We start from the raw sequence: 12,675 nt of genomic DNA on the forward strand, positions 1-12,675 counted from the left end.
ATGAACAAGCCAGCCACGATCGATTTCGCGACAGCTACGGCGATCCAGATCCCCGCGGCCACCGCGCAAGCCCAGGCGCTGCACGATCTGGTCCCCGGCGAAGCCCGCGACAGCCTGCTCGCCGTCCACGACGTACTGCGCCGCGAACTGCCGCAGGGCCGGCTCGCCATCTATGAAGCCGGCGGCGGCTCGTGCAGCGTTCTGCCGCCGGAATTGCTGAGCCGCAGCCAGGTCACCGTCGTCGACATCGACGAGGACCAGGTCCGCAACAACACCTACGCGGACGAAGCCATCCTCGGCGACGTGCAGACCTACCGCTTCGGCCGCGAGACCTTCGATCTTGTGATCTGCTACAACGTGATCGAGCATCTGCCCAACGTCGACGCTGCGCTCCTCAATTTTCGCGACGCACTCAAGCGCGGCGGGATGATCCTGATCGGCGCGCCCAATCCGCGCTCGCTGTCCGGCGTCGTCACCAAGTACTCGCCGCACTGGTTCCACGTCTGGTTCTACCGGCACATCCGCGGCATCAGGGATGCCGGCCTGCCCGGCGAACCACCGTTCCCGACCTTCTTTCATCCGCTGGTGACGTTGCCTCGGCTCGAAGCGTTTGCGGCCGCCAATGGCCTCGAGATGACCTATCGCCGTGAGGTCGAGAGTCCGCGCTATCCCGAGATGCGCCGGCGCAAGCCGCTGTTCGCAGCTCTGGTCGATGCCGGCGCCGCAATGCTGAACGCCGTGCTCCCGCGCGGCACCGACGTTCGCCGCGGCGATTATCACGTCATCCTGCGGAAGAGCTGACAATCATGGCGCGCGCGCGGTCCATCGCAGGACGAGCGAAGCCTGGCGGCCTTGCTGCGCGCGGTAACGAACCGTTAATCCCTTGGGGACCCCGGCATCGCGAGTGTCACAGTGACGCGCCGAGGCGCGGCGTGCGCTTAAACGCTTTGTTTGCCATTTCGGTGAATAGTCCCTCAATGAGTATGGTTAATTTTCCCTGTTGCGTTGATTGGGCACCTATATCCCGGGTGCGTGGCGTAAAGCGAAGAGTAACCCCTCAGCCCGCGGTCGTTGGAATGAAAGCTGGGGACTATGCTTGACTACAACCAGCCGATAGATCGGGCCGGACCGGAGGCCCCGCGACAACGGCCTCAAACCGGCTTCAACGTGCTGGAGCTCGTCAATCTGCTCTGGCGGCGGAAGATCGCGATTGCCGCTGCCGCACTCCTCGGTGCGACGCTTGCCGTCACCGTGGGCAAGAGCGTGACGCCCCGCTACACCGCCACCGCCCAGCTCTATGTCGACCCGCGCGAGCTTCAGCTGGTCGATCGCGAGCTCACGCCGCGTGCCCAGGACGTCTCCGGCATGGCCATGGTGGTGGAGAGCCAGGCCCGCCTGATCACCTCGAACAGCGTGCTGCTCCAGGTGATCCAGCAGGCCGGCCTCGACAAGGACCCCGAATTCGGCGACGGTGATGCCAGGAGCCTGATGTCGTCGCTGCTCGGCCTGATCGGCCTTCAGCCCCGTGCGCCGTCCGCTGCGGAAACGAAGGAAGTGCAGCTCGCGGCGCTCGACGCGCTGAACCGGCACATCACGGTCCGCAAGACCGAGAAGAGCTTCATCGTCGACATCGAGGTCTGGTCGACCGATCCGGCGAAAGCGGCGATGCTCGCCAACACGCTGACCAGCGCCTACCTCGCCGAATCCCGCAACTCGCAGGCTTCGGCCGCGCGACGCGCCACCAACGATCTCTCCGGCCGCCTCAAGGAGCTTCGCGAGCGGTTGCGCAGTGCCGAGACCGCGCTCGCCACCTACAAGGCCCAGAACAATTTCGTCGGCACCCAGGACGCGCTGATCAGCGACCAGCAGCTCTCCGCCAGCAATCAGCGGCTTTCCGCGGCCCGCGCGGCGACAATGGACGCACAGGCACGGCTCGACCAGATCGAGGCGAGCCGGCGCACCGCTGCAGATGCCGGCGCGAATTCGGAGGCGCTGCAATCGCCAACCATCGCGAACCTGCGCGCGCAATATGCCGACGCCCGCAAGAAGTACGCGGAGCAGGCCGGCGAGCTCGGCCCGCGCCATCCGGCGTTGCGCCAGACCGAGAAACAGGTCGAGGATCTCAAGCGCACCATCAACGAGGAGATCGATCGCTTCGCGCAGTCCGCCAAGAACGATCTGACGCGCGCCCGCGACTACGAGGCCTCTCTGAACCGGGCGCTGGAGGCGCAGAAGCGGCAGAGCGTGCAGCTCAGCCAGGCCGCCGTGCGCCTGCGCGAACTCGAGCGCGAGGCCGATGCCAGCCGCGACGTCTATCAGTCCTTCCTCAAGCGCTCGCGCGAGACCGAGGAGCAGGAGACCCTGAACACCTCGGCGGCCCGCGTCATCGGCGAAGCCACCGTGCCGCAGCGGCGCTCGTTCCCGCCGGCGATGAGCCTGTTCGCCATGATCGGCTTCATCTTCGGCGCGCTCGCGGCTTCGAGCTGGTTCGTCGCGGCCGAGCTCCTGTTCGCCGGCGCCCCCACGCCGGCCCGCCGTGAACGCACACCGGCGCCGCAAGGTCCCCGAGCACCAGAGACGACGCGGACTTCGGAGATTGCCCGGCCTCAGCAGGCATCGCGCACTCCGGAAGTCGCGCAGGCTCTGCCGGAAGTTGCCGCGCCATCGCTGCAGCCCTCGATGGTCGAAAGGCCCCTGATCGAAAAGCCGCTGATCGCGCGCCTGCAGGAGGCCGATGTCATCCACACGCTGGGTGCCATTCTCGCCACCGGCGGCGGCGTCGACCTGACACGGCTGGGCTGGCCGACGCTGCGCCCCGGCTTTCCCCTCACGACGCTACTCAATGCCTGGCGCGACATGCGCGCCGCGGTGGCCCGGCGCGCCGGCGGCAAGGCGATGCCGGTGATCGCGCTCATTGGTGCGAGCGAGACCACCGGGCGCAGCGTGACCGCGCTGAATTTCGCGCTCGCGGCCGCGCGTGACGGTGCCCGCGTCCTGATGATCGATGCCGACCATCAGGCACGCTCGCTCTCGAACAAGGTCACCCGTCCCGGCAAGAGCGAGCCGAGCGCGCTCGGCTGGCTCTCGATCGGCAGCAAGACCGCGCGCGAGATCAAGACGGTGAACGGCATTTCGGTGCTGCCGGCCGCCGAAGGCGACGCGGGCAAAGCGGCCGAGGCCATCCGCAAGGCGATTTCGCAGGCGCGCGCCGCCGGCGGCTATGACCTCGTGGTCCTCGACGGCCCCGCGATGCCGCTCCCGGCCGGCGGCCGCAAGCTGCTCGACGATGCCGACGCACTGGTTGCGGTACTGCCGACCAGCCTCGACATCAACGACAGCCTGGAAGAGATCCTGAGCACGCTCGGCCGCGCCGAGCGCAAGCTCGTCGGCGTCGTGCTCGACGAACTCGCGCCCGCAACCCAGGCGCGCCAGCGAGGCAGACAATATGCTTGAGCGCCGCGTCAATCTGGACGGCCGGGCCGCAACCGCCGACGTGCCGCGGATCACCGTCGGCGGCCTTCGCATGGCCGCGCTCGACCTGGAAGCGACCGCCGACTTCATGATCGAGGCGACCGATCCGCGTCATCGCATCGGCCGTCCGTTGCACCTGACCTCGGCCAATGGCGAGGTGCTTGCGCGCTGCTCGACCGAGCCGGAGACCGAACGCCTGTTCCGCGGCGCCGACCTGATCAACGCCGACGGCCAGCCGCTGGTGGCGGCCTCGAAGCTGCAATCCTGGTTCCCGCTGCCCGAGCGCGTCGCGACCACGGACCTGTTCCACGTCGTCGCGCGCAAGGCCGAAGCGGTCGGCCGCACCTTCTACATGTTCGGCGCCAGCGAGGCCGAGAACGCCGCGGCGGTCGAGAACGTCCGGAAGATGTATCCGAACCTCAAGATCGTCGGGCACAGCCACGGCTATCTGCGCGGCGAGGCCCTGCGCGCGAAGGTCGAGGAGATCAACGCGCTCGCGCCGGACTATCTCTGGGTCGCGCTCGGCGTGCCCAACGAGCAGGCATTCGTGGAGCAATACACGCCGTTGCTGACCAATGTTGGCGTTATCAAGACATCGGGCGGCCTTTTCAACTTTTTGTCGGGCAGCCGGTCCCGCGCGCCGCAATGGATGCAGAAATTCGGACTCGAATGGGCCTGGCGCACTTGGCTCGAGCCACGCCGCCTGTTCTGGCGCTATTTGACCACCAACCCCCGCGCACTCTATCTTCTCTTCAGCCGCAAACGGCCTTCCAATCGCTGAGAGAAGAGTAGAAGACGATATGACCGACCGACCGACCGTCCTCGTCACAGGGGGCGCGGGCTATATTGGCTCGCATGCCTGCCGCGCACTGTCTGCCGCCGGCTATCAGCCCGTCGTTTATGACAATCTCTCGACAGGTCATCGCAGCTTCGTCGCCGGCCCCCTGGTGATCGGCGACCTGCTCGACGGTGCAGCATTGGCGCGCGCCTTCGCCGACCACAAGGTCACGGCGGTGATGCATTTCGCGGCGGCGAGCCTCGTCGGCGAATCCATGACCGATCCGCAGAAGTACTACATCAACAATGTGCAGGGCACGCTGTCGCTGCTCCAGGCGATGCGCAACGCCGGCTGCCATCGCATCGTGTTCTCCTCGACCGGCGCCGTCTACGGCAACGCCGATTCCAAGGAGCTGCCGGAAGACTTTCCCTGCGCGCCGATCAATCCCTATGGCGCCTCGAAATGGATGATCGAGCGCATGCTCGCCGACTATCGCGCGGCCTATGGCTTCGGCGCGTTCTGCCTGCGCTATTTCAACGCCAGCGGCGCCGATCCGGCCGGCGGCATCGGCGAACTGCGCGACAACGAGACCCATCTCATTCCGCGGGCCATGATGGCCCTGCAGGGCCATGTCGACTTCGCTGTGTTCGGCGACGACTACGACACGCCCGACGGCACCGCGATCCGCGACTACATCCATGTCACCGACCTCGCCGCCGCGCATGTCGCGGCGCTGAAGCTGCTGGAACAGGGACATGCCGGCGGCAGCTTCAATCTCGGCACCGGCTCCGGCTTTTCGGTGCGCGAGATCCTCAACGCCATCAGGCAGGAGACCGGGCGCGAGGTGCCGCACACCGTCAAGCCGCGCCGCGCCGGCGATCCCACCTATCTGGTCGCCGACCCGTCCGCCGCGCGAAAAGTTCTGAACTTCGTGCCGCGTCACTCTGACCTGCCTACGGTCATCCGCACCGCCTGGGCCTGGCACCAGAAGGCACATCCGTTCAGGTCGCGTTAGGTAATCGTAACACCCGCACCTTGCCTGCCGTCCCTCCAAACGGCTAGAATGGACGTTCGCTGCCCCCGTCGGCGCATCGCTGACGGCCGCATTTCAGGCATTGCCGACGATGATGTCGGCATGCATGGCTCGGCCAATTTGCGCGAGCCAGCTTTTTCCGAGCGTCAAGGCCACGATCAAATCCGCGCGTCGGCCTGTCATCGGGCGCGGATTCCGGGAGTATCGACCGCATGCATCAGGCTGCACGCCTGGAGTTCGAGCGCGTGATGGATGAGTTCGTTCGCTGGCATGTCGTGCCCGGGGACGAGCGCTCGCCTGCGCCTGCCTGGTGGTGGGGGCCTGCCATGGCGGTGGTCGACGACCACGAGCCGATGAGCGGCGCATGGTGCTCCGAGCTCGGCTTGAACGAAGGCGCGAGCTTCGCCGACGGTGCGCGCACGATACTCGCGCTGTTCGTCGAGCAGACCTCGCTGACGGGGCCGCAGGATTTTCCGCGCAAGGCCGAGGCCACGGATCACGAGGTCCGCGAATTGCACCCGCAACCGTCAGACGACAGCGCGTTTCAGCCGTAACGCGGCGGCTTCGCGGGCGACGGGATCCGGCTCCGGCTGGAGCGGCGGCGCGATCGGCAGAACCATCGGCCGCAGCAGTTCGGCCATCTGCCGGGCCGGCAGCGGCTTCGAGATCAGGAAGCCCTGCATCTCGTCGCAGCCATGGGTGCGCAGGAACGCTTCCTGCTCGGCGTTCTCGACGCCTTCGGCGACGACGGTCATGCCGAGCGCCTTGCCCATGCTGATGATCGCCTGCGCGATCGCCTGGTCCTCTGAATCCTGCGGCAGGTCACGCACGAAGGAGCGGTCGATCTTGATGGTGTCGATCGGGAAGTGCTTCATCAGCGACATCGACGAATAGCCGGTGCCGAAATCGTCGATCGCGAGGCGGATGCCGCGGCTCTGGATGGCGTCGAGCACCTTGAGCGCGCGCCCGACATTGCGCATCATCATGCTCTCGGTGACCTCCAGCTGGAGCAGCACCGGCGACATGCCGGAGGCCGCCAGCGCCTCGTCGACATCCTGCAACAGATGTTCGTCGACGAACTGCCGCGGCGACAGGTTCACCGCCATCGACAGCGGCAACAGGCCGCGGCGCTGCCACGCCATCGCCTGCGCGCAGGCCTCGTTCAGTACCCAGCGGCCGATCGGCACGATCAGCCCGGTTTCTTCCGCAAGCGGAATGAACTGTGCCGGCGAGACGTTGCCGAGATCGGGATGTGCCCAGCGCAGCAGCGCTTCCACGCCGGTGATCTGGCCGGTCTCCATGTCGACCTTGGGCTGGTAGTTCAGCGAAAACTGCTCGCGCTCCAGCGCCCGGCGCAGCGCGCTCTCGAGCGACAGCCGCTCGATCGACTGCGTCTTCACTTCCTTTGAGAAGAAGCGGTAGCCGTTCTTGCCGTCCTCCTTGGCGAGATACATCGCCATGTCAGCGTTCTTGGTCAGCGTCTGCGCGTCGGAGCCGTTGGCCGGATACATCGCGATGCCGATCGAGGCCGTGGTGTGACACTCGTGGCCGGCCAGTTCCATGGGCTCGGCGAGCGCCGCGAGCAACCCGGTCGCAATCCGCTGCACGTCGTCGATCTCGCCGCACTGGTCGAGGATCACCACGAACTCGTCGCCGCCGAGGCGCGCCACCACGTCGCTTGTCCGCAGCGCACCGCGCAGCCGGTTCGCCACTTCGAGCAGGAGCAGATCGCCGGCCTCGTGGCCCAGCGAATCGTTGATGACCTTGAAGCGGTCGAGATCGATGAACAGAACCGCAAAACGGTGATCGTGGCGCTGCGCGGCGTCGATCGCCTCGCGCAGCAGCCCGTTGAAGGTCTCGCGGTTCGGCAGGTCGGTCAGGCTGTCATGCGAGGCGAGGTATTCGATCCGCTCGTCCGCCTGGTTCTTCTCGTCGGTGCGATCGAAATTCTCCATCGCAAAGGAGACGTTGTCGGCGAGACGCTGCAACAGCTCGACGAACTCGGACGTGAAGGTGCCCGGTTCGGTCGACATGTAGATCATGACGCCGACGGCCTGGTCGTGCGCGATGAGCGGAAACGCCGCGCCCGACCGTGCGCCGTCGCCGCGGACGACGGCATGGAAGACACGGACGCGATCGTCGTTGAGATAGTCGTTGCTGATGCAGGGCTGGCGCGTGCGGAATGCCGTGCCGCTCATTCCGCGCCCCTCGGGACGCTCGGGGTCGACGGAGAGGCGGATATTGCGCGTGGTGTCGGCGGACGGCCCGGCCGCGGCCACGATCTCGAGCTGGTCGCTGTCGGCCCTGGCCAGCGCGATCGTCGTCGAGGTGAACTTGGCGCCGTTCGATGCCGCGAGGCAGACGAGGTCGAACAGCTCGGCGCGCGACTTCGCCCGCATGATCGCCTCGTTGGTGGCGCTCAGCGCCGCGAACATGCGCGTCAGGCGCTCCTTCTGCGCCTCGGTGCGGGCCTTTTCCTCGGCCCGATCGAAATTGTCGAGCGCGAACGAGACGTTCTCGGCAAGCCGCCCCAAGAGCTGGATCAGGTCCGGCGTGAACGCGCCTTCGTCGACTGAAAGGAACAGCAGCACGCCGACCGCCTTGCTGCCGTTGCTGAGCAGCGGGAAGCAGGCCCCCGATCTCGTGCCCTGGATGCGCGCGATCTGGTGCCAATGCGCCGTGCGGATGTCGGTGAGAAGCTCGTTGGCGACGCAAGGGATGCGCGTGCGGAAGGCGGTGCCGGTCAACCCCCGGCCTTCCGGATCTTCCGCCGACGTCGAGAACCGCCACGACTTGACCTGGTAGCAGCTCTCACCCTTGGTCATGGCGATGTCGAGGTAATGTCCGGTTTCGTCCACCAGCGCGATGGTCGCGGAGGAGAAGGTGCCGCCGAGCACCGCGGCTTCGCAGACCACCTCGAACAATTCGGCGCGGGTCTTCACCCGCATGATGGCTTCGTTGGTCGCGCTCAGCGCCTCGAGCATGCCCCGCAGACGATTGCGCTGGATTTCGGCCTTGGCCTTTTCATCGGCGCGATCGAAATTCTCCAGCGCGAAGGCGACGTTGGCCTGAAGCTTGCGCAACAGCTCGACGAACTCGGGCGTGAAGGTACCGCGCTCCGGAGAATTGAACAGGAACACGCCCTCGACCCGGTCGCCATTCAGGAGCGGCAGCGCCGCGGACGACGCGATCCCGGTGCGGCGGGCGCTGGCCTGCCACGGCGCAATGCGGTCGTCGGCGAACACGTCGTTGCTGACCGAGGGCTGGCGCGTGCGGAACGCAGTGCCGGTCAGCCCGCGTCCCTCCGGCACCTGGTCGGAGGTGGAGAACTTGAAAGTGCGGACCTGATCGGCGTTCGGCCCATAGCTGGCGACCACGCGCAGCAGCTCGGCACGATGGTCGGCGAGCGCAATGGTGACCGAGGTAAACTTGGCGCCCTTCGCCGTCGCCTCGCAGACGAGGTCGAACAGCTCGGCCCGCGTCCGCGCGCGCAGGATCGCCTCGTTGGTGGCGCTCAGCGCCGCATACATGCGGGCGAGACGCTCTTCTTCCGCGGCGATACTGGCCTTCTCGGACTCACGGTCAAAATTCTCGATCGCGAACGAGACGTTCTCCGCCATGCGCAGGAGCAGCGCGACGACTTCCTCGTCCTTGGCCCATGACCTGCTGACGAAGGACAACAGCACGCCGACGCTTTCGCCGTGCTTGATCAGCGGCGCGACCACGCAGGCGGCGACACCGGTGTTGACGTTGGCCTGCTCCCACGGGGTTCCCCGGGTGCGGCTGGCGAGATCTTCCTCGATGACGGCCTTCTGCGTCCGGAACACCTCGCCGGAGATGCCCTTGCCATAGGGATTCTCCGGATCGATCGAATAGCGCGCCTGGGTGACCAGCTCCAGATTCTGTCCCGTAGATGCGACCGGCTTCATCCAGTGCGAACCCGGTTCGCGGAGCAGGACGATGGTCGCAAGCGACTTGCCGCCATGCACGGAGGCGTCGCACACGAGCTGGTAGAGCTCCTGCTCGGTCTTGGCGCGGAGAATGGCCTCGTTGGTGGCGCTGATGGCGCCGAACATGCGGTTGAGCCGCCGCGTCGCCCGCTCGCTGGTCTGCCGCGCCGTCTCACGCGCGAAATTGTCGAGGGCATAGGAGATGTTGGCCGACATGCGCTCGAACAGCGACACCATCTGCTCGTTCAGCGAGCCAGCTTCGCTGCGGGTCACGTACAGCACGCCGACGCTCTTGCCGTTGCAGAGCAGCGGCAACGCCGCCGCAGCGCCAATGTGGGCCCTGGCGGCGCCCTCGCGCCACGCCAGCGAGCGCGGGTCGTTCAGATAATCGTTGCTGACGCACAGCCTCTGATCGCGAAACGCCTCGCCGCCGACGCCCAATCCTTCCGGCGTGCCGGCGTCCGTGGTGATCTCGATCGAGCGCAGCCGCTGGATATCGTCGCCGCAGCCGGCCGCAAAGCAAAGCCGCCGGCCGTCCGGTCCCACCAGGAACACGGCCACGGCCAAAAAGTCCCCGCTCGAAAACCCGGCGTCGCAGACCTTCTGGTACAGCTCGTCCGGCGATTTCGCGTAGAGGATCGCTTCGTTTATGGCGCTCAACGCCGCAAAGGTGCGCGCGAGTGTCGTCGGCACGATCTCAGCTCCCGGGCATTTCTGCCTAATTTTCCCGGGTACTTTATGAACGGCCATCGCCTAAGTGGTCGTTATTGCGTGTCGCAAACCGTCGATCAGAGTGAACGAGCTGCGAACGACCCCCGCCAAACTGTCGAGAATACCGCCGGCCGGAACGAATCTTCGACCAAAGGCGCGCTCTCTTTACGAATTTGCAGCCCTGTATTGGTTTACGGGAGATTGATATCGGTCCTGCGCTTTGAGACGATGGTCCCCAACAAGCGCCCGCCAGCTATCATGATAAGGGCGATGACCGGGGAAACGCCATGCCGATCGTCAAGGCCGACCGCCTCACGCGCATCAGCGCCGCCCTGCTCCAGGCGGCGGGAGCTTCCCAGGAAGAGGCCGATGCGGTCGCGACCGGCTGCGTCAACGCCAATCTCGCCGGCCACGACTCCCACGGTGTGATCGCGGTTCCCACCTATATCGACCGCATCAAGGCCGGGCACATCGTTCCCGGCGCGACATGGACCATCATCCAGGAATCGCCGACCACGACCGTAATCGACGGCCATTGGGGATTTGGTTTCCACGTCAACGCCAAGGCAATGGCGCTGACGATCGAGAAGGCGAAGACGGCGAACGTCGCCGCCTGCACCGTGTTCCGGCAGAGCCATGTCGGCCGCCTCGCCGCTTATCCGCTGATGGCGATGCGCGAAGGCATGATCGGGATTGCAACCGCGGACTCCGGCCGCTCGCCGAAGCACGTGGCGCCGTTCGGCGGCAAGGAGGCGCGGCTCGGCACCAACCCGATCTCGATCGCGGTGCCGTCCGATCTCGATGCGCCGTTCTACCTGGACATGGCGACCTCGGCGGTCGCCGCCGGCAAGATCCAGCTCGCTGTGGCCCGCGGCGATAAGATCCCGACGGGATGGATCATCGATGCCGAGGGACGGCACACCAACGACCCGACCCAGTATCGCAAGGGCGGCGCGCTGCTGCCGCTCGGCGGCACCGAGGGCTACAAGGGCAGCGGGCTTGCCGCCATGGTCGAGGTGCTGTGCGGCCTGCTCACCGGTCTCGGCTTCGGCGTCGAGCCGACGGGGCGGCACAATGACGGCTGCTTCATGGCGGTGTTCAACGTCGCCGCGTTCCGCCCGCTGAAGGAGTTCAAGCGCGAGGTCGCCGAATTCGCGCGCTATCTGAAATCGACCCCGCCCTCCGAGGGCAGCACGGGCGTCTACTATCCCGGCGAGATCGAGGGCGTGCGCGAGCAACAGCGGCTGCGTGACGGCATCGAGGTCGAGGATGCCACCTGGGACAAGCTGCGCGCGCTGGCGCGGGAATACCGGCTCGACACGGTGCTCGATCTGGCCTGACGCAATTCGGAGAACAGCAGCATGACGCGGCAGATGGTACTGGTCGGCTTCCTCCAGGCGCAAAACTGCACCAATTTGCCGAGCTCCTGGCGGCATCCGGACTCGCGCGACGATTCGATGTCGGCGGATTACTATCAGGAGATCGCCAGGATCCTCGAAGCCGGCAAGTTTCACATGGCCTTCTTCGACGATCGCCTGGCGATGCCGGACCGCTACGGCAACGACCACGCCCATACCGTCGAATACGGCATCCGCTGCGTGAAGATGGACCCGCTGATCGTGCTGACCACGATGGGCATGGTCACCGACAAGCTCGGCCTTGGCGCGACCTGCTCGACCACCTATTACGAGCCGTTCGACGTCGCGCGCCGCTTCGCGACGCTCGATTTGATGTCCGGCGGGCGCGCGGGCTGGAACGTCGTCACCTCGCTCAATGACGGCGAGGCGCTCAACATGGGCCGGGACTCCCATCCCGAACACGATTCCCGCTACGACCGCGCCGACGAGTTCATGGAGGTCGTCCTCGGCCACTGGGACACGTGGGAGGACGGCGCGCTCATCATGGACAAGACAAGCGGCCGCTTTGCCGATCCGGCCAAGGTGAAGCGGCTCGATCACAAGGGAGCGGCCTTCAAGTCGCGTGGCCCCTTCACCGTGCCGCGTTCGCAGCAGGGCCATCCCGTCATCATCCAGGCCGGCGCATCCGGCCGCGGCCAGCGCTTTGCCGGCCGCTGGGGCGAGGTGATCTTCACCGCCGCGCGCAACCTCGCCGCGGCCAAGGAGGGTTATGCGGCCGTGCGCAACGAGGCGGCCAAAGCCGGCCGCGATCCCGAGCAGATGTTCCTCTGCAACCTGACGACGCCGGTCTGCGGCGCGACCAAGGCCGAAGCCGAAGACAAGATGGCGCTGATCAACAAGCTGCCGCTGCAGATCGACGCGCTGTCGCTGCTCGCCGAAGCGCTCAATTACGATTTCGCCTCCAAGGACCTCGACGCGCCGCTGACCACGGAAGAGCTGAAGAGCATGCAGGGCATTTTGGGCATCCGCGACGGCGTGCTGAAGAATTCAGGCAAGAGCAATCCGAGCGCGCGCGATTTCGTCACCTTCTCCGGCCGCGGCCAGGTGCAGGACGCGATGGTCGGCGGCCCCAAGGAGATCGCGGACAAGCTCGAAGAGATGTTCGTCGAGCGCGGCTGCGACGGCTTCGTCATCGCGGCCACCTACGTGCCCGGCTCCTACGCCGATTTCGTTCGCCATATCGTGCCGGAGTTGCAGCGGCGCGGCTTGTTCCAGAAGGACTATCGCGGCAAGACGCTGCGGGAAAATCTCGGCTTGAGGCGGCCGGCCGCCGGCGCCTGGAAGGTGCAGCCGCGCGATGCTGCGGAATAACTG

Annotated in this window: 8 protein-coding genes; 7 read left to right on the forward strand and 1 reads right to left on the reverse strand. The window is 66.3% G+C overall.

Annotation, left to right across the window (positions count from 1 at the left end; all coding sequences use genetic code 11):
- The 5 genes from WN73_RS09595 (at position 1) to WN73_RS09615 (ending at position 5,836) form a co-directional block, all read left to right on the forward strand.
- Positions 1-801 (forward strand): class I SAM-dependent methyltransferase, encoded by an 801-nt coding sequence (locus WN73_RS09595; RefSeq protein ID WP_028173923.1) that lies wholly within the window; start codon positions 1-3, stop codon positions 799-801.
- A 291-nt stretch (positions 802-1,092) separates the two neighbouring features.
- On the forward strand, positions 1,093-3,453 hold the full coding sequence (locus WN73_RS09600; protein WP_028173922.1) for an exopolysaccharide transport family protein: 2,361 nt from the start codon (positions 1,093-1,095) through the stop codon (positions 3,451-3,453).
- Complete coding sequence (locus tag WN73_RS09605; RefSeq protein WP_028173921.1) at positions 3,446-4,252, forward strand: WecB/TagA/CpsF family glycosyltransferase; 807 nt, start codon at positions 3,446-3,448, stop codon at positions 4,250-4,252. The genes WN73_RS09600 and WN73_RS09605 overlap by 8 nt, the downstream gene beginning before the upstream one ends.
- A gap of 19 nt (positions 4,253-4,271) precedes the next feature.
- A complete protein-coding gene (gene galE, locus WN73_RS09610; protein ID WP_028173920.1) occupies positions 4,272-5,264 on the forward strand; it encodes a UDP-glucose 4-epimerase GalE in 993 nt (330 codons plus the stop codon).
- A gap of 230 nt (positions 5,265-5,494) precedes the next feature.
- Positions 5,495-5,836 carry a hypothetical protein gene (locus tag WN73_RS09615; RefSeq protein ID WP_011090308.1) on the forward strand — a complete coding sequence of 114 codons (342 nt, stop codon included), beginning with the start codon at positions 5,495-5,497 and terminating at the stop codon, positions 5,834-5,836.
- Here WN73_RS09615 and WN73_RS09620 read toward each other — a convergent pair.
- Positions 5,810-9,925 (reverse strand): bifunctional diguanylate cyclase/phosphodiesterase, encoded by a 4,116-nt coding sequence (locus tag WN73_RS09620; protein ID WP_028173919.1) that lies wholly within the window; start codon positions 9,923-9,925, stop codon positions 5,810-5,812. The genes WN73_RS09615 and WN73_RS09620 overlap by 27 nt on opposite strands.
- A 305-nt stretch (positions 9,926-10,230) precedes the next feature.
- Between WN73_RS09620 and WN73_RS09625 the strand changes: the two genes are divergently transcribed.
- Both WN73_RS09625 and WN73_RS09630 read left to right on the forward strand, forming a co-directional pair.
- On the forward strand, positions 10,231-11,283 hold the full coding sequence (locus tag WN73_RS09625) for an Ldh family oxidoreductase (protein ID WP_028173918.1): 1,053 nt from the start codon (positions 10,231-10,233) through the stop codon (positions 11,281-11,283).
- Between the two features lie 21 nt (positions 11,284-11,304).
- On the forward strand, positions 11,305-12,672 hold the full coding sequence (locus WN73_RS09630; protein ID WP_028173917.1) for an LLM class flavin-dependent oxidoreductase: 1,368 nt from the start codon (positions 11,305-11,307) through the stop codon (positions 12,670-12,672).
- Positions 12,673-12,675 lie beyond the last annotated feature (3 nt).

This window comes from Bradyrhizobium sp. CCBAU 45394 (genome assembly GCF_028128655.1).
GTDB lineage: Bacteria > Pseudomonadota > Alphaproteobacteria > Rhizobiales > Xanthobacteraceae > Bradyrhizobium > Bradyrhizobium diazoefficiens.

Excerpts from the sequence above, each read along its gene's own strand:
- WN73_RS09595 (WP_028173923.1), top strand. The coding sequence starts at position 1 with ATGAACAAGCCAGCCACGATCGATTTCGCGACAGCTACGGCGATCCAG.
- WN73_RS09600 (WP_028173922.1), top strand. The coding sequence starts at position 1,093 with ATGCTTGACTACAACCAGCCGATAGATCGGGCCGGACCGGAGGCCCCG.
- WN73_RS09605 (WP_028173921.1), top strand. The coding sequence starts at position 3,446 with ATGCTTGAGCGCCGCGTCAATCTGGACGGCCGGGCCGCAACCGCCGAC.
- galE (WP_028173920.1), top strand. The coding sequence starts at position 4,272 with ATGACCGACCGACCGACCGTCCTCGTCACAGGGGGCGCGGGCTATATT.
- WN73_RS09615 (WP_011090308.1), top strand. The coding sequence starts at position 5,495 with ATGCATCAGGCTGCACGCCTGGAGTTCGAGCGCGTGATGGATGAGTTC.
- WN73_RS09625 (WP_028173918.1), top strand. The coding sequence starts at position 10,231 with ATGCCGATCGTCAAGGCCGACCGCCTCACGCGCATCAGCGCCGCCCTG.
- WN73_RS09630 (WP_028173917.1), top strand. The coding sequence starts at position 11,305 with ATGACGCGGCAGATGGTACTGGTCGGCTTCCTCCAGGCGCAAAACTGC.